This window comes from Chryseobacterium sp. SIMBA_028 (genome assembly GCF_046535285.1).
In the GTDB taxonomy this organism is placed as follows: Bacteria; Bacteroidota; Bacteroidia; order Flavobacteriales; family Weeksellaceae; genus Chryseobacterium.
The window spans coordinates 322,689-341,191 of sequence record NZ_JAWRWZ010000001.1 but is presented as its reverse complement, the minus strand read 5'-3'; the positions used below and the strand labels follow the sequence as shown (position 1 = coordinate 341,191).

General features: G+C 34.6%; 17 protein-coding genes. 15 read left to right on the top strand and 2 right to left on the bottom strand.

The genetic code is table 11. From position 1 onward, the window contains the following. Nucleotides 1–127 precede the first annotated feature (127 nt). The 13 genes from SCA31_RS01585 (at nt 128) to SCA31_RS01525 (ending at nt 13,131) form a co-directional block, all read left to right on the top strand. Nucleotides 128–1,027, top strand: coding sequence for a choice-of-anchor J domain-containing protein (locus tag SCA31_RS01585; RefSeq protein WP_410695059.1), 900 nt, complete (start codon nt 128–130; stop codon nt 1,025–1,027). Between the two features lie 77 nt (nt 1,028–1,104). Next, entirely contained in the window at nt 1,105–1,812 is a 708-nt protein-coding gene (locus SCA31_RS01580; protein ID WP_410695058.1) for an SDR family oxidoreductase, read from the top strand. Nucleotides 1,813–1,961: 149 nt separating this feature from the next. Further along, nucleotides 1,962–2,708, top strand: coding sequence for an electron transfer flavoprotein subunit beta/FixA family protein (locus tag SCA31_RS01575; RefSeq protein ID WP_410695057.1), 747 nt, complete (start codon nt 1,962–1,964; stop codon nt 2,706–2,708). Between the two features lie 41 nt (nt 2,709–2,749). Then, entirely contained in the window at nt 2,750–3,697 is a 948-nt protein-coding gene (locus SCA31_RS01570; protein ID WP_410695056.1) for an electron transfer flavoprotein subunit alpha/FixB family protein, read from the top strand. A 181-nt stretch (nt 3,698–3,878) separates the two neighbouring features. Further along, nucleotides 3,879–4,478, top strand: coding sequence for a bifunctional nuclease family protein (locus SCA31_RS01565; RefSeq protein ID WP_410695055.1), 600 nt, complete (start codon nt 3,879–3,881; stop codon nt 4,476–4,478). Nucleotides 4,479–4,499: 21 nt separating this feature from the next. Further along, nucleotides 4,500–5,882 carry a nucleoside permease gene (locus SCA31_RS01560; RefSeq protein WP_410695054.1) on the top strand — a complete coding sequence of 461 codons (1,383 nt, stop codon included), beginning with the start codon at nt 4,500–4,502 and terminating at the stop codon, nt 5,880–5,882. 295 nt (nt 5,883–6,177) lie between these two features. Continuing rightward, nucleotides 6,178–6,582, top strand: coding sequence for a hypothetical protein (locus SCA31_RS01555; protein WP_410695053.1), 405 nt, complete (start codon nt 6,178–6,180; stop codon nt 6,580–6,582). Between the two features lie 2 nt (nt 6,583–6,584). Further along, the gene (locus tag SCA31_RS01550; RefSeq protein ID WP_410695052.1) at nt 6,585–6,995 is read left to right on the top strand and encodes a hypothetical protein; all 411 of its coding nucleotides are present in this window, start codon (nt 6,585–6,587) and stop codon (nt 6,993–6,995) included. Between the two features lie 58 nt (nt 6,996–7,053). Beyond that, nucleotides 7,054–8,232, top strand: coding sequence for an acetyl-CoA C-acyltransferase (locus SCA31_RS01545; RefSeq protein ID WP_076351735.1), 1,179 nt, complete (start codon nt 7,054–7,056; stop codon nt 8,230–8,232). A gap of 106 nt (nt 8,233–8,338) precedes the next feature. Continuing rightward, a complete protein-coding gene (locus tag SCA31_RS01540; RefSeq protein WP_410695051.1) occupies nt 8,339–9,829 on the top strand; it encodes an MFS transporter in 1,491 nt (496 codons plus the stop codon). Nucleotides 9,830–10,031: 202 nt separating this feature from the next. Further along, nucleotides 10,032–10,958, top strand: coding sequence for a mevalonate kinase (locus tag SCA31_RS01535; protein ID WP_410695050.1), 927 nt, complete (start codon nt 10,032–10,034; stop codon nt 10,956–10,958). A 10-nt stretch (nt 10,959–10,968) separates the two neighbouring features. Beyond that, nucleotides 10,969–11,898 (top strand): UbiA family prenyltransferase, encoded by a 930-nt coding sequence (locus tag SCA31_RS01530; RefSeq protein WP_410695049.1) that lies wholly within the window; start codon nt 10,969–10,971, stop codon nt 11,896–11,898. Between the two features lie 63 nt (nt 11,899–11,961). After that, nucleotides 11,962–13,131: a proline dehydrogenase family protein gene (locus tag SCA31_RS01525; protein WP_410695048.1), complete on the top strand. Its 1,170-nt coding sequence runs from the start codon at nt 11,962–11,964 to the stop codon at nt 13,129–13,131. Between the two features lie 489 nt (nt 13,132–13,620). On the opposite strand, the gene SCA31_RS01520 is transcribed toward SCA31_RS01525, so the two are convergent. Then, complete coding sequence (locus SCA31_RS01520) at nt 13,621–14,157, bottom strand: helix-turn-helix transcriptional regulator (protein WP_410695047.1); 537 nt, start codon at nt 14,155–14,157, stop codon at nt 13,621–13,623. A gap of 959 nt (nt 14,158–15,116) precedes the next feature. Between SCA31_RS01520 and SCA31_RS01515 the strand changes: the two genes are divergently transcribed. Beyond that, on the top strand, nt 15,117–16,226 hold the full coding sequence (locus SCA31_RS01515) for a M14 family zinc carboxypeptidase (protein ID WP_410695046.1): 1,110 nt from the start codon (nt 15,117–15,119) through the stop codon (nt 16,224–16,226). 96 nt (nt 16,227–16,322) lie between these two features. Here SCA31_RS01515 and SCA31_RS01510 read toward each other — a convergent pair whose 3' ends face one another. After that, nucleotides 16,323–16,838: a DUF4920 domain-containing protein gene (locus SCA31_RS01510; protein ID WP_410695045.1), complete on the bottom strand. Its 516-nt coding sequence runs from the start codon at nt 16,836–16,838 to the stop codon at nt 16,323–16,325. Nucleotides 16,839–16,980: 142 nt separating this feature from the next. Here SCA31_RS01510 and SCA31_RS01505 point away from each other — a divergent pair, with 142 nt between their 5' ends. Continuing rightward, nucleotides 16,981–18,393 carry an APC family permease gene (locus SCA31_RS01505; RefSeq protein WP_410695044.1) on the top strand — a complete coding sequence of 471 codons (1,413 nt, stop codon included), beginning with the start codon at nt 16,981–16,983 and terminating at the stop codon, nt 18,391–18,393. The last annotated feature ends 110 nt before the right edge of the window (nt 18,394–18,503 follow it).

The following is an 18,503-nucleotide window of genomic DNA, read 5'->3' as shown; positions in this document are numbered from 1 at the left end:
CTGTAATGTTTCCTTTAAATTGGAGTGTATAATTTATTTTATTTCTTATTTTAATGAAATTTTAATGGTTTATTTGGCTGTATGATTGGAATTTTATATATTTACAATAATTAAAAAATAATTTATCATGAAGAAAATTTTACTATTTGGATCCTTTTTAGGATTATGCTCTTTAAATGCTCAAACTACAATCTTTGAAGATAGTTTTGAAACTTACAATGATTTCGCTTATACAACAGGTACGGTAGGGAACTGGACATTGACCGATTTAGATGGAAAACAATCGTATACTATTGATCAAGCGACTTTTCCAAATCAACAAATAGCTAAAGCTTTTATAGTCTTTAATAAAGCTGGAGTTGTACCTGCGCCAGCAGCTACGGCAACTCAGTTTAATGCAAGAACAGGAAATAAAGTTATGGCTTGTTTTGATGTATCTAATCCAGCTCCTTTAGTGAATAATGACTGGTTAATAAGCCCTAAGATTGTTTTAGGTTCCACTGGAAATAATGTAAGTTTTTGGGCTAAATCAATAAATGAGTTATATGGTGCTGAAAAATTTAATGTTTATGTTTCAACAACAAATACACAGACAACCAGTTTTACAAAGATTAACACAAGCACAATAGTAACACCTTCTGTTGTAGCGTGGAATCAACATACTTTTAATCTAGATGCTTATTCTGGGCAAGGCGTTTATATCGCTATACAATGTGTGTCGGACGACCAGTTTGCTTTATTGATAGATGATTTCAAAGTTACAACAACAGGAACGTTGGCAACTTCTGAAGTTTCTAAAGCATCTGCTTCTACTGTTTCTGTTTACCCTAATCCTGCAGCTGATGTTCTTAACATTAAGTCTAAGGAAAAAGTAAATGCTATTGAAATCTACGACATTAGTGGAAGAAAAGTTCCTGCAGAATTGAATGGAGATAAGGTAAATGTAAGAAACCTAAATCCAGGAAGCTATATCATTAATATTGAAACGAAAGCCGGTAAAACTACCGATAAATTCATCAAAAAATAATACCTGATAAATCTTAGTATTAGTAAAACGCTCCAATTGGAGCGTTTTTGTTATTTTAGAGAATTAAATTTTGAACAATGTCAGAAAATAAAACAGCGTATATCACGGGAGGAACAAAAGGAGTAGGTTTTGGAATCGCCAGAATCTTACTCGAAAATGGAATCTCAGTGGCATTTTCAGGACGAAAAAAAGAGGACGTACTGAAGGCCGAAGAAGAGCTAAAGCAGTACTCAGAAAATGTACTGGGAATAGTATCTGATGTACGAAGCCTAGAAAGTGAAGAAGAAACAGTAAAATACATTACTGAAAAATTCGGACGACTGGACTATGTAATAGCGAATGCAGGATTGGGGATATTTAAGCCTGTAGACGAGCTGTCTGCAGAAGAATGGAATGATATGATAGAAACCAATCTTACCGGTGTTTTTTATACTTTAAAAGCTGCTGTAGAAGAATTGAAAAAAACAGAAGGCTATTATATTACCATTTCAAGTTTAGCAGGAGTCAACTTCTTTGAAAACGGAGCAGGCTACAACGCTTCAAAATTTGGGGTAGTAGGGTTTACTCAGGCAGCCATGATTGATCTAAGAAAATATAATATCAAATCTACAGTAATTATGCCCGGATCAGTAGCCACTCATTTTAATGGAAATATTCCTTCAGAAAAAGACAGTTGGAAGATTCAGCCGGAAGATATGGGGAACTTGGTATTAGATATTTTAAAGATGAATTCAAGGGTTTTGCCTAGTAAAATAGAGTTTAGAGCAACCCAGCCAGCGAAGTAAATACATCTAATGTATTGAATAATAATTTAGTAAGTATTATGCATGCATAATATATTTTTTATTTATATTAGCAAAAATTAATTGAAACAAAATCTCTGCATAAACTGTCATGATTTTATGCCCAAAAGAGAAAAAATAAAATAGTACACATGAAAATATTAGTTTGTATTAGTAGTGTTCCGGATACTACTTCCAAAATTAACTTTACAGCAGATAAATCTGCATTTGACAAAAATGGAATTCAGTGGGTAATCAACCCGCTAGATGAGTTTGCGTTGACAAAAGCGGTTAAACTTCAGGAATCTCAGGGAGCCACTGTAACAGTAATCAACGTAGGAGATGCTGCTACAGAGCCTGTAATCAGAAAAGCTTTAGCAATCGGTGCAAATGATGCAGTAAGAGTAAACCTTGATCCAAAGGATAGTTATTCTACAGCAAAAGAAATTGTTGCTGTAGCTCAAAACGGAGGATATGATCTTATCCTTTGTGGTAAAGAATCAATTGATTATAACGGAGGTTCTGTTCCGGGAATGGTCGCTCAATTGCTAAACCAACCTTTCGTAAATGCATCTGTAGGATTAGATGTAAACGGAAGCGAAGCTACTGCAGTAAGAGAAATCGAAGGAGGAAAAGAAACTATTTCTGTTAAATTACCAGCAATTATTGCAGGTCAGAAAGGGTTGGTAGACGAAAAAGACCTTATCATTCCAAACATGAGAGGAATTATGTCTGCAAGAACAAAACCTTTACAGGTAGTAGAGCCTACTTCATCTGAAGTAAAAGTTCAGGGAGTGTCTTATGATAGCGTTCCACCTAGAGCTGCTGTGAAAATGGTTTCTCCAGACAATTTAGATGAATTGGTAAGACTACTTCACGAAGAAGCTAAAGTGATCTAATCTTTTAATCCTTTAATTTTTTAATCTTTAAATTTAAGAAAATGGCAGTATTCGTATACGCAGAAAATATAAATGGAGTTTACAAAAAAGCAGCTTTTGAAGCAGTTTCTTATGCTAAAGCTGTTGCAGATAAAGCTGGTGACACTGTTACAGCGATCTCTGTAAACCCTACCGATTCTTCAGATTTATTATACAAATATGGAGCATCAAATGTTATCAATATTAAGGACGAAGGTCTTAAAAACTTTTCAGCTAAGGCATTTGCACAAGCTGTAAATGAAGTAGTAGATGGAAATATTATTGTTTTCCCTCACACTACAGATGCTTCTTCAGTAGCACCAATGTTGGCAATTATGAAGAATTATTCTTTAATTACCAATGTTTTGGAAGCTCCGGAAAGTCTTTCTCCTTTCCAGGTAAAGAGAAGAGCATTCTCAGGAAAAGGATTCATGCATGCAAAAGCGGAAGGAAACGGAGTAATTATTACGGTATCTCAGAATGCTTTTGGAGTTAAAGAAAATGCAGTGTCTGGTTCTGAGGAAGTTAAAAACTTATCAGTAGTCAATGAAGATACTAAAGTGATTTCTCACGAACAAAGTTCAGGTAAATTAGACCTTAAAGAAGCCGAAGTTGTTGTTTCTGCTGGTAGAGGAATGAAAGGACCTGAAAACTGGGGAATGATTGAAGATTTAGCAAACGTTTTAGGAGCTGCTACAGCATGTTCTAAGCCTGTTTCTGACATCGGATGGAGACCTCACACAGAACACGTAGGACAAACTGGTAAAGCCATTGCACCAAATCTTTACATTGCAGTAGGAATTTCAGGAGCAATTCAGCACCTTGCCGGAGTAAACTCTTCAAAAACTATCGTAGTAATCAATAGTGACGCTGAAGCACCATTCTTCAAGTCTGCAGATTACGGAGTAGTAGGAGATGCTTTCCAGATTATTCCTGCATTAACAGAGAAAATCAAAGCAATAAAAGGATAGATGAGAAATGGTGAATAGTCAATTCATTTTGCTTGTAAATTTTAATAATTCACCGGCGAATTAGAATTCACGATTGACCATTGACAATCATATACAATACAATAAAAGCTCGGCTTTCCGGGCTTTTATTTTTGTGTAAAAAAGTGAAATCACAATAAAAAATTAATCTATATTTGTAGCTATGGATTATAAACAGCTAATTATTCGCGGAATATCGTACAGCCAGACACAATCAGGGGCGTACGCATTGTTACTGGAGCATGAAGAAACACACATAAAATTACCTGTTGTTATAGGAAACTTCGAAGCCCAATCTATCTCTCTTGGACTGGAAAAAGATATCCATCCACCGCGTCCTCTTACCCATGACTTATTCACAAAATTTATAGTTTCTGCCAATTATGAGCTGGTTTCTGTTATTATTTACCAGATTGTAGATGGCGTATTCTTTTCAAATATTAACTTTAAAAACAAGGTTAACGAAGAAGAATTAATCCTTGATGCAAGAACTTCAGATGCTGTTGCTATGGCTGTGAGATTTGATGCACCAATCTTTACAACACAACAAGTGCTAAACGAGGCTGGGATTTTATTGGAATTGGAAGATACTTCGAAAGAAGAACAGACTTTTTCAGAAACAATACAAACTGAAGATGCATTAACATCTCTTTCTATGGAAGAACTTCAGAAATTATTGGACGATGCCGTTAAAGAAGAAGATTATGATACCGCCCTTGAGATCCAGGAAGAAATCAAGAGGAGGAAAAAGAAAATTGACTAAAAGAGATACTTTATATAAACTATGAATTTAAAATTACGACTGACCATCCTCAGTTTTCTCCAGTTTTTTGTCTGGGGAGCATGGCTGATTACGATGGCAAACTTCTGGTTTGGCACAAAACATTGGGAAGGAACACAGTTTGGAGCTGTTTTCGGAACAATGGGAATTGCTTCCATATTTATGCCTACCATTACTGGAATTATCGCTGACCGTTGGATAAATGCCGAACGTATATTTTCAGTACTGCATATCCTTTATGGGGTTATACTTTTCATATTGCCGCACTCTGCAGATCCGAATTCTTTTTTCTCGGTAATGCTTGTTGCAATGTGTTTTTATATGCCTACCATTGCCTTAGCTAATTCAATTTCTTACACGATTTTGAAGAATAATAATTTTGATGTAGTAAAAGATTTTCCGCCAATTCGTGTATGGGGAACCATTGGCTTTATTGTAGCCATGTGGATTACCAACCTTAGCGGAAATAAAGCGACGGAAGGACAGTTTTATATTGGAGGAGCTGTTGCTATATTTCTAGGGATTTATGCCCTTACTTTGCCGAAATGTCCACCACAAAAATTAATCGATAAAAATTCACCATTATCAGAGCAATTAGGATTAAATGCATTTAAGCTTTTTGGAGACTATAAAATGGCATTATTCTTTTTATTTTCTATGCTTTTGGGAGCGGCACTTCAGCTAACGAATGCTTATGGAGATGTATTTCTAAGTGAATTTGCTCACTTTCCGAAATATGCAGATTCATTTGTAGTACAGAGATCGACAATCATTATGTCAATTTCTCAGGTTTCAGAGACACTATTTATCTTGGCAATTCCTTTTTTTCTGAAAAAATTCGGGATCAAAAAAGTAATGTTGATGTCTATGCTGGCATGGGTGCTAAGATTTGGATTCTTTGCTTATGGAGTTCCGGACGGGTTTGGATTATCTTTAATTATCCTTTCATGTATTGTATACGGAATGGCGTTCGATTTCTTTAATATCTCCGGATCCCTTTTCGTAGAGACTACAACAGACAGGAAAATTCGTTCATCAGCACAAGGATTATTTATGATGATGACCAATGGTTTTGGAGCTGTTTTTGGCAGTTATATTGCAGGTTGGGCTATCGATAAATTCTTTACTCATAAATTTACAACGGTTTCAGATCTGTCTACTTATTTAGAAACCACTCCAGATAATCCTACGTTCCTGGAAATTCTGAAAAATAGCTTTAATGCAGTGGTGAACTCTGATGGTACACTTTCTTCTGTTGTTATGGTAAAAGATTGGCACCAGATATGGCTTTCATTTGCAATCTATTCATTGGTTCTTGCTATATTCTTCGCTGTTTTATTTAAACACAAGCATAAGCCTGAAGACGTATCTTCAGTGAAGCATTAATTCAATTAAATAATAAAATATAAAATTGTACTTTCGTAAGAGAGTGCAATTTTTTTATTTAAAAACTACTTCATAATTAAGTTTAACCTCTGATTAGCATAAAAAGTGATTTAGCAATTATCGTATCAATAAATCTTGTTTTTGAATTATTTAATAAAGTGTATTTATTATTGTTAAATTTTTAAATCTAAATGTGTTTTATTGTAACTAATGGTTGTTAGGGAAGTGAAATGTATGTTTAGAAACAGATGATTTAAAAATGTGTTTTTTTTTGTATTTTGGCACTTTAGTAAATATGAAAAATATTCAATTATTAGGATTGTTATTAGTGGTGGTAGGGAGTTTTTTGCCTTTGGTGCATGTTCCTATCATGGGTAACTGGAACTATTGGAAGCTCGATCACTATTTGGCTATTGCATGTTGGATCTTTGCCGCATGTGCCATTTTTGGAGTTGTAAATAACAGCGCAAAAATCGTAAGGTTTTTTGGTGTTCTGCTTATTGTTTTATTTGCATTCACCTTGGTAGCTGTCAAAATGCAGTCTTTAGAATACTTTAGCTTTTTACCCTTTAAATCCTGGAGAGAGACCTTTGCAGGAGTTGTTAAACTAAAGTGGGGTTGGGCCGTAGAATTTTTAGGCGCTTTTATGATGGTTTTAGCCGGAAATAGTAAAAAAGTAAATCAACGGACACAAATATAAGTATGAGTCTTTTTAAAGTATTTTCAGTTGGGATTTTGCTGTTGGCAGGAACACAAGCCCAATCTCAGAAAACTGAGCAGAAAAAACCAGATAACCCGGCTAAATGTTTTAATATCAAGGAGGGAAAGTTTTTACGGGCTAATTATCCGGAAAGTATCTGGTATATGACCATTAAGGATAATGTTCAAACCGAATATTTAAACAATGGTAAAGATTATATAAAATCCACATTGGTTTTTGTGGATGATTGCAACTATAAAGCAATTGTAATGGAAAAAACTGATAAAACTGATCCTGTTCAGATAGGGGGTGTTTTTAATAATCAAGTGGTTGCCACTCAGGACAATCTTCTTAAAGTCAATATTAAGATTGAAAAATCTGAATTTAACGCAGTTTATATAAAAGTAAAATAAATTTAATTATTAAAATGAAACAACTGTTTCATTTTAGCTAAAAATAAAAATTATATACATGAAAGAAGTATTCATTGTTTCCGCAGTAAGAACACCTATGGGGAGTTTTATGGGAAGTTTGTCAACAGTTCCAGCTACAAAACTAGGAGCTACTGCCGTAAAAGGAGCATTAGATAAAATCGGTTTAGATCCTGCTAATGTTCAGGAGATTTATATGGGAAATGTTTTGCAGGCAGGAGAGGGACAAGCGCCAGCTCGTCAGGTTGCTTTAGGAGCAGGTCTTTCAATCAATACCCCATCTACTACCGTAAATAAAGTTTGTGCTTCAGGAATGAAGGCTGTAACAATGGCAGCACAGGCTATCAAGGCTGGTGATGCAGAAGTAATTGTTGCCGGAGGTATGGAAAACATGTCTTTAGTTCCTCACTACTATAATGCAAGAGTGGCTACAAAACTAGGCGATATCAAAATGTTGGATGGTATGGTATTGGATGGTCTTACAGATGTTTATAACAAAGTACATATGGGGGTATGCGCAGAGAAATGTGCAGAGGATTACAGCATCACAAGAGAAGATCAGGATAACTTTGCTATAGAATCTTATAAAAGATCTGCAAAAGCTTGGAGCGAAGGTAAATTCAATGAAGAAATTGTTCCGGTTTCTATTCCTCAAAGAAAAGGAGAGCCTGTAATCTTTGCTGAAGATGAAGAATATAAAGCAGTAAACTTTGACAGAATTACAACGCTTCCTACCGTTTTCAAAAAAGAAGGAGGAACAGTAACGGCAGCTAATGCTTCTACATTAAATGACGGAGCTTCTGCATTAATTCTTGTTTCTAAAGAGAAAATGGAAGAACTAGGACTTAAACCATTGGCGAAAATCGTTTCTTATGCTGATGCAGCACAAGAGCCTGAAAACTTTACAACGGCACCAGCTAAGGCATTACCTATTGCTCTTAAAAAAGCAGGGTTGGAAGTGTCAGACATCGACTTCTTCGAGTTTAATGAAGCTTTCTCTGTAGTAGGATTGGCAAACAACCAAATCCTTAAACTAGATGCTTCAAAAGTTAACGTAAATGGAGGAGCTGTAGCATTAGGACACCCACTGGGAAGTTCAGGTTCAAGAATCATCGTTACATTAATCAATGTATTGAAGCAAAATAACGCGAAATATGGTGCCGCTGCTATCTGCAACGGAGGTGGTGGAGCTTCTGCTATCGTGATTGAAAATATCTAATATTCTATTTCATAATATATTACCATTAAGAAATGTATAATTTTTTTAAAAAATAACCCATTTCTTAATGGTTTTTCTATTTTTGTGCTACTAATATTTAATTGAAATGTCTGAAACTGAGAATCGACAGCCTAAAAACATAAAGAATAATCCAAAGATTATGAAGGCTTGGGCTGTATATGACTGGGCAAACTCCGTGTATTCCCTGGTTATTACCTCTACCATTTTCCCTATTTATTACTCTATCCTTACCACAGCGTATGAGAAAAAGGAATATGTAGCAGAAACAAAAAAGTGGATTGATGTCCCGGTGAGGCACATGATCAAGATCTTTGGAAATGAATACCAACCGGATGCGGTATATGGTTATTCATTAACAATATCATTCTTTATCGTTGTATTGCTGTCACCGTTTTTATCTTCCCTGGCAGATACCATCGGAAATAAAAAATCATTCCTACAGTTCTTCTGTTATCTGGGAGCAACATCATGTATGGGATTGGCCATGTTCACGGGAATGCATAACGTATTTCTCGGGCTTCTTTTCAGTATCACGGCGAGTGTCGGGTTTTGGGGAAGTTTGGTTTTCTACAACTCGTTTCTTCCCGATATTGCAACACCCGATAGGCAGGATGCACTTTCTGCAAGAGGATATGTTTATGGGTACCTTGGCTCAGTAGTTTTAGTGGTGATTTGTCTAATATTGATCCAGGTTTTTGCTAAAGGAGCAGCACAACAGCTGTTATTTACAAGAATCAGCTTCCTGTTGACCGGGGCATGGTGGTTTGGGTTTTCACAATATACTTTCAAGCACCTTCCACAATTTGGAGATGTAAAAGATAAGCTACCTAAGGATCTTGTATTACTGAATTATAAGAATATCTTTAAAAGACATGAAGAGCAAGGGGGCTTTTTTGAAGTATTAAAAGATAACATGAGCTTTTATAAAGATATTGCAAAGGAGAGTTTTCATGAATTGTATAAAGTGGGTGGAGAACTTTTCAAGGACAGGAACCTAAAATTCTTCCTATCTAGTTTCTTCTTCTATAGTGTGGGAATGCAGACGATTTTCCTTATGGCAACCTTATTTGGGAAAAGTGAAATTAACCTTGCACAGGATAAACTGATCGGAACCCTTTTAGTGATTCAGATTGAAGCTATTATCGGTGCTGTTATTTTCTCCAGATTGTCCAAAAGAATAGGAAACAGAAATGTAATCTCAATAGCGATTTTCCTATGGATTATAGCGTGTTTATGGGCTTATTTCTTAAATAAGGAAAACCCTACAGTAGAATATCAGTTCTATGGAGTGGCTGCAGTTGTAGGATTGGTAATGGGAGGTCTTCAGGCCATGTCCAGATCTACTTACTCAAAGTTGCTTCCGGAAAATTCTATGGAAAATACCACCTATTTCAGTTTCTATGATGTATTGGAAAAAATTGCCATCATTATTGGTACATTTATCTTTGCAACGTTAATTGAGCACTTTAATAACATGCGTATTGCAGCTTTATCTATGACCTTGTTTTTCGGGGCAGGATTAATATTGATCCGATTCCTGAAAGTGACGATGCGAAAAGAAAGAGAAACATTATAAAAAATTAAAAGACGTTATTTTTAACGTCTTTTTTTTGTATGATTAGATATTTCTAACAAATAAATCTTGAAATATGAAGCTTTTTTCGTATTTTTAATTGGTAATTGAATGAAATAAAAGCAAAACGGTTGATAATTCGGCCTGGGTTTTGCATATATTCAGCGGAATAATTTTTAACTTTGCAAAAAGATTTATTGTCAAGATGACCAACCCTCTATTTTATGCAAAAATAATCCTGTTTGGAGAATATGGAATGATTGAAGATTCCCAGGGGCTTGTAGTACCTTACAGCTTCTATAAAGGAACTTTGAAATTCTCAGATTTAAGTTCTGAATTTGAACTTAATTCGAACAGGCATCTGCAGAAATATTCAGACTTTCTTACAACGCTTGATCTTTCTGATGATTTTACATTGGATATTGAAAGCTTCAAAAGTGATATTTCAAACGGACTTTTCTTCGATTCTAATATTCCTCAGGGATATGGAGTAGGAAGTTCAGGAGCCTTGGTTGCTGCTATCTTTGAAAAATATTCAGTCAGTAAACTGAATCCTGAAAATATCTCAAAGGAAAATCTAAAAAAATTAAAAGCAATTTTCGGTGAAATGGAAAGTTATTTCCATGGTAAAAGTTCCGGAATGGATCCATTGATCTGTTATATGAACCTGCCTATTCTTATCGAAAACAAAGAAAACCTGGACAGGGTTTCTATTCCTGAAGGGCAAGAGGGAAAAGGAGCAATCTTCCTTATCGATTCTGGAATAACTGGAGAAACCGGTCCAATGATCCAAATCTTCTTTGAAAAAATGAAGACAGAAGGATTCCGTAAAACATTGAAGGAAGAATTTATCCGTTACAACAACGCTTGTATTGAGGCTTTTCTGAAAAAAGATATGAATCCTTTCTTTAGAAACCTTAAAAAACTTTCTCACTGGGCTTATGAACATTTCCGTCCTATGATTCCTGAAAGTATTTTTAAGATCTGGAAAAAAGGTCTGGATTCGAATGCCTATTACTTAAAACTCTGCGGAAGCGGAGGTGGAGGCTATATTCTGGGCTTTACTCAAGATTACGAAAAAGCAGAAAAAATGCTTGACGGCTTCCAAAAAGAAGTGATTTACAGATTTTAAATAGGTTGGAATGAATTCTGAAAAAGAAACTTTCCAATCTAAGAACTATATTTCAAAATCTCTATCCTATAGATTTTCACAATTCGTGGGCTTTCTCCTTGGAGCGCGTTTTTTTGTAGCAGCCCTGTTGACGTTTGCCCTTTATGTTTCCACTTTTTTCCTGTTCAATCAGGATGAATCTTTCAAAAGCTTTGTCTTTGACTTTAAGGTACACGGCATTATTTTCTGTACCGTTCTTACTATTTTAGCTGGTGGAATTATCAATCAGTTTTATGATCTTGAAAAAGATTCTGTAGTAAAACCTTTCAGGACCCGTGTACAGAGTTTTATCAAACAAAAGTATTTTTTATATGCCTATTTGGGACTTAGTGCGATTTCCTTGGGAGTAGCATGGATAATTTCCCATAATGTGTTCATTTTTTTTGTGGTTTACCAGTTCTTTATGTGGTTTTACAGCCATAAATTAAGTAGGGTACTGATCGTCAATAATCTTACTTTTGTAAGCCTTACTCTCTATCCGTTCTTTGGAATGATGGTGTATTATGAGACCTTTTCCAAAAAAGTTTTTCTGATGGCTGTCTTTCTTTTTCTTATCCTTTTATGCATTGATATTGTAAAGGATACCCTTACAAGAAGTGTAGATAAAACCTTTGGCTACACTACTATTCCCAATTACTTCAAGGGAAGAAATACAAAAATTATTCTGATTTCCTTACTGATTGTAACGATGACCGTTTCTATGAAGATTATTACCAAAACCGGGGTGGCAGGTATTATGGCTTATTACTTCGCTGGTGGATTATTTGTAATGATTTTTTGTGTTTTTCTTCTTTTGAAAGCTTCCAGAAGAAATAACTTTCTTATACTAAGCGTATTACGTCTTTGGGTTTTCGTAGGAATCATTGCAATGCTCTTAAATGGAATTGAACATAAATTGTAAAAAAAATCTTTAAATAAACTGAGGTTATTATTACCTTTGCATAACTAAATTTAATAAATAGGAATGCCCATTTTTAATGATACAAAAGTTGCATTTGCAGATAAGTCGGATGCACAATTGAGAAAGGCTTACTGGATGTTTAAAATGATTGAACAGCCCGCTCTTACAAGCCTAGGAACATCTGTTCTTAATTTCACAGTACATAATAACTTTCCGTTCGTTACAGGAATTGTAAAAAAGACCTTATTTGAGCAGTTCTGCGGAGGAGAAACCCGTGAGGAAAGTATGAAGGTGGTGAAGCAGCTTTTCAAGAGAGGAGTTGGAAGTATTTTTGATTATTCCATAGAGGGTAAGGAAGATGAGGAAACCTTTGATGCAGTATGCAAGGAGATTAAGGACATTGTAAGATTCTCAGTAGGAAATCCGGCAATTCCTTTTATCGTATTTAAGCCTACAGCATTCGGAAGAATTGACCTTTATGAAGCTGTTGGAAAAGGAGCAGAACTTACTACAAGCCAAAAAGAAGAATGGGAAAGAGTAGTAAAAAGGTTTGATGAAGTGTGCAGTCTTTGTCATGAAAATGATAAAAAAGTAATGGTAGACGCTGAAGAAACCTGGATGCAGGACGCAGCAGATCACCTTTGCGAAGAGATGATGGAGAAATATAACCAGGAAAAACCTATCGTTTGGAATACCATTCAAATGTACAGAACAGGAAGACTGGAATATATGGAAGCTAATCTTCAGAGAGCAAGAGAAAAGAATTATTTTATCGGATATAAGATTGTTCGTGGTGCTTATATGGAAAAAGAAAGAGCCAGAGCTGCAGAAAAAGGGTATCCGGATCCGATACAGCCTAGCAAAGATGCTTCAGATAAAAACTATAATGCAGGAATTGACTTTGTCATGAACCATTTGGATAAAGTATCTGCATTCTTTGGAACCCATAACGAGATCTCTTCAGAATTGATTATGGATAAAATGAAAACCAAGTCTCTGGAAAACGGAAACCCGCACGTTTATTTTGGACAACTTTACGGGATGAGTGATAATATCACTTTCTACTTGTCAAATAAAGGCTATAATGTGGCTAAATATCTCCCTTATGGACCTGTAAAGGATGTTGTACCCTATCTTACGAGAAGAGCTCAGGAAAACACTTCTGTAGCCGGACAGACCGGAAGGGAGCTTGGGTTGATCAAGAAAGAACTAGAAAGAAGAAAAAAACAATAAGATTGTTATTAAATAAAGAAAAAAGCCTGCAAAATTTGCAGGCTTTTTTTAATTGAGGCAATCAAAAAAATAAACTCTTTATTATAATTCTTGTGAACTTTAAATGATACTTCGAATTCATGATTCCGAACTTATTCATTTATAGTATTAATTATTTGTTAAAATAATTTAATTTTTATTGTCAATTTAGTTTTAAATTTTTATATTTGATAAAACTATAAAAACTGATACATGAGAAATATCTTCACTAACTCTTCTCTTATACAACGTGACAAAAATTTCCATATCTGATTGTGAATAGCTGTCCCTATGAAACCAAAAACATAGATCCCATTAAATTTTCAGATGCTTATATTGATAAGTACAAAGGGTAGGACTCTATGGGTGGATTTATATCAATTTTAAAAAACAAATAAAGCAAATAGCTTTAGTTTTCTTCTTCAAATATTTTTTAGCCCGGCCATTTTCTTTGACCGGGTTTTTGCCGTTTTAAGGTTCAAAACTCTCAAATTTTCCGTTTTCATAGAACAGAACAATGCGTTTTATTTTATTTGTCTGATTTCCAATTACTTGACTAAGTATTTCTTCAGGCGAATTTCCTAATCGCTGAGAATCCGATATTTTTTCCGAAGCTTTATCTTGGGATGATATAAAAGATTCTCCAGAACCAGATTGAGGGAATTCCGTTTCTGCTTCTTCTGCCCCAAAATCGTCGTCATTATTCATCATGGTAAAAAGATCTGGCAGAGGGGTAGTCCCTACCTTATCTTCTTCCGTTGGGCTCTCTAAAATCTGTACTTCCGGTAATTCTGATTTCAGCATTTCACCTTCACCAGTAACCAACCAATCCCAAAGAAGTTCAGGGAAACGAGATTTTATTTTTATGATAAACTCCAGAGAGGGTTTGTTTCTTCCGGACGTAATATGCGAAATTGAGGAACGCTGTACATCAATCTCATCTGCAAACTCAGATGGAGTAAGATTAGAATACTCTATAACCTTTGAAATTCTTTCGTTTAAACTCATAAAATAAGCCTTTAATTATTTTACAAATGTAAATAATATAATTTACAAAAGCAAAATACAAATGTAAACAAATTGAAATCTAATTAAAATACATTTGTAAACAGACAATAATGGTATAATATTCAGTTAATTACCTATTAATTACAATTGTATTTACCTTATTCAATCTATATGATTTACTAAATTTAAAATCATCATTATATCTTTTTTTGGCATTATAAAACTGATTATAAATGTAAATTCAGACAAATATGAGCTCTATTTTACCCTTAAATTTCCCTATTCTATCTGTTTACATAGTTAATTGACTATAAAAATAAAAAAGAGTGTAAAATTCACTTAAATCAGGCTATAACTACACTATAAGCCCATAATTGAGTTATGTATAAATGTAAATTACGTTTGTAAATCACCTTTTATATCTACTTATCTTAATTTTTATAGATAAATATCTTTTCTAAGCCAGATTAACTTTTTGTAAACTTTAGAAATTAACGGAAAAGAAGTATTTAGGATTAATGTATAAGTAAATTTCAAAATTTTCGACTATTTACAAATGTGTAAATAGGTAAACTTCTAGGTTTTCCACATTATTTTTGTTTAAAAAAAATATGCTCATTTAGCTTAAAACAGGTTTTTTATGACTTAAAGTATCCTTACAAATAGTATTGAGATAAATTTTATAACTAATTGAATTTATGTTATTTAAGTATATCAAATTAAATTATTCGCAATCCACATTTTTATCAACAGACAACTTGTCAACTCAGTCTGTTTAGCAATGTTACGCATGTTAATAGTATCCTTATAAGGATAACCGCTTCATTTAACTTATGTAAATTACAATCTTAAACATAAAATTGATGCTGTTTACATAGTTTTGGTTCTATTTACATTTGTTAATGCTTATTTTTTGGCTTAAAATGGTTAAATTTGATTCTTGTAAATTATTTCCAACAATGAATTTTGAACAGATCTATTCTCCAAGCCCCGATTTCTCTAATCGCTATATTTCCCCTGAAAAATTATTTTCCTACCTACAGACGAATCTCGGCGATTATATTAAGGAGATCGGAAAATCATATTTAGATAAACCTATTTATCAGCTAAGTATCGGAACCGGAAACATTCAGGTATTGGCATGGTCGCAAATGCACGGTAATGAATCCAACGCTACTCATGCAATGATCGATCTTTTGACAAGTCTTGATAAGGCTCCTGAAATGAAAGAAGACTTATTCAGTAAAATAAGGTTAGATTTTATCTTTATGCTAAACCCTGACGGATCCGAAAGATGGACAAGGCTAAATGCTGCTGATATAGATCTGAACAGAGATTTCCACAATGAGGCAAGCAAGGAGATTAAATTTCTAAAGAATGCAGCGTCCTCTAAGAAGTATGACTATGCCTTAAACCTCCATGAGCAGAGAACCATTTTTACTACTGATGGTATTCATCCTGCTACCCTTTCTTTTCTGGCTCCTTCTGAAAATGTAGAAAGAACGGTAACTGAAAACAGGAAAAAGTGTATGGCGGTAATCGGAAGTGTTTATAATCATCTTAAAGAAATGATCCCTGATCAGATTGGAAGATATTCTGATGAGTTCTACCCAACTTCTACAGGGGATAATTTCATTAAGGCAGGAATGCCTACTATATTATTTGAAGGTGGACATTTTATAGATGATTATACCAGAAAAGGAACAAGAAAGTATTATACAATTGCTCTTTATTATGCATTAAAGTCTATCAGTGAACTGAATTCTGATAGTACAGGATGGGAAACGTATCTTGAAATTCCGGAAAATAAGGAAACCCATTATGATATTATCTACAGAAATGTAAAGCTGAATACCGAGCATGAATGCATTCTGGACATTGCGGTTCAATACAGGGAAATGAAAGAGGCCGGGAAAAATGAAATTTCCTTTATCCCTTTTGTAATGGAAGCAGGGGATGTTAAAAAAAGAAAAGGCTGGCTGGAAGTAGATTGTACAGGAAAGAAGTTTGTTTCTGCTAATAGATACCCAAAGCTTGACGCAGTAGTGGACTTTACAATAGAAGATTAAAAATTTCGGCAATCCTTTGGATTGCCGAAATTTGTTTTTTAGGTCTGTATTACCAACATCATCTGTGATAAGCCTATATTCAATAGGATTTGAATTTTAGTTTACGACTTTAATTCCGCTTGCTAAGAATCTGATTTCTTCTTTAGGTTGTGTAATGGCATCAATTTCAACTTGAGGCTTTTTCCCATCTTCTGCATAATGCTTTTGTTCATCTACAGAAATAATTTTTCTTTCTGCATTTCCTTCCAGTACTACATTTTTTCCTTTCAAAGCAGTCGGAACAAAGAATGCATAATCTTTCATTTTTACGAAAAACTGCGAATTATCTTCAGTCTGAATGGTAAGCCAACATCCTTTTTTCTCACATACATCCGTTACTTTTCCCTTAATAGCAACATTTTCCAGCTTCTTATTCTCTTTTTTAAGCTTTTTCCCAAGTTTTTCTACGGTAATGGCCTTGGATTCTGTATTGGAGGTAATACCTGCTCCATAAGTCTCACCTACTAAGGCATTTCCGGCTGGTGGTGAGAATTTCTTTTGAGATGTTTCCTGGGCAAAAGCAAGTGTGGAAGCACTTACAGCAACTGCAAATAATATAGCTTTAAATTTCATTGTTAATATTTTTTCCAAAAATAGCAATTAATATCGAATCATAAATCGATAAAAATTAATAATAAACGGCTACTTCTGTAAATTTTTAATAAAATTCAAAATGAAAGGTAGATTTGTTTATATTTGACGCCTATACTTGACTATGCAAAAAAAACTGAAACTATGGGATGCCATTATGCTTGTAATGGGGTCTATGATTGGAAGTGGGATCTTTATTGTAAGTGCCGATATGATGCGCAATCTGGGCTCCGGATACTGGATGATTGTGGTATGGATAATAACAGGTGTAATGACAGTGGCCGCTGCAATAAGCTATGGAGAACTTTCTGCATTGTTTCCCAAAGCTGGCGGACAATATACTTATCTAAAAGAGATCTTTGGACGAAGAATGGGATTTCTTTATGGCTGGGGACTCTTTACAGTAATACAGACCGGAACTATTGCTGCCGTGGCAATGGCTTTTGGGAAATTTACAGCGTATCTAATCCCTTCTCTTAATGATGCGGCTCCTATTTTTCAAAGTGGAGAATTTAAAATTACATGGATCCAAGTTTTGGCTATCGCAGTAATTCTACTGCTTACTTATATTAATACACGAGGAGTACAAAGTGGTAAAATTCTTCAGAATGTATTCACGGGATCTAAAATCATAGCTTTAGTAGGTTTAATTGCATTAGGTTTTATACTGGTTGATTTCTCTCATTTATCGGAAAATTTCAGCTTAGGAACAGAGGCTTTTAGTAATCTTAAAAAGGATCTGACCGGAAACTTTCTGAAAGAAGGATGGGAACCCATTGGAGGAATGACCTTATTGGGAGGTATTGCAGCAGCAATGGTAGGATCTGTTTTTAGCTCTGTAGCATGGGAAAGTGTAACGTTTGTATCCGGAGAAATTGACAATCCGAAGAGGAACGTTGTAAAATCAATGATCTATGGTACTTCCGCCGTAATGATCCTTTATATAGCAGTTAACTTTGTCTATTTAAATGCTTTAGATAGAGATGGAATTGCATTTGCTGCCAATGACAGGGTAGCAGTAGCAGCCTCACAAAATATTTTTGGAAGTGCAGGAACAATTATTATTGCTTTATTGGTAATGGTTTCTACTTTCGGATGTGATAATGGATTGATTTTAGCAGGAGCAAGGGTTTTTCAGACTATGGCAAAAGATGGAATGTTCTTTAAATCTGCCGTAAAAAACAATAAAAATGAAGTGCCGGAAAATGCCTTGTGGATGCAGGGAGTCTGGGCTTCCTTATTATGTTTGAGCGGACAATACGGAAACCTGTTGGATATGATCTCCTTTGTAATTGTTCTATTCTATATGATTACCGTTTTTGGAGTTATTTATTTAAGAATTAAACAACCTGCACTGGAAAGACCATACAAAACGTGGCTATATCCGGTAACTCCGATTATTTATCTGGTAATAGGAGCCTGTTTTTGTATTTTACTGTTAATATATAAACAACAATATACTTGGCCCGGATTCTTATTGGTTCTACTGGGACTTCCGGTATACTATTTTATTAACCGAAAAAATGCAGACAGTTAAAATAATGAATATAATATAGATAATGGTTTCAGGGCTATCAATTCAGTTTGGTAGCCCTGATCTTTGAATAATATTTTAATTTATTATGACAATTATTTAGTGAAAATGTG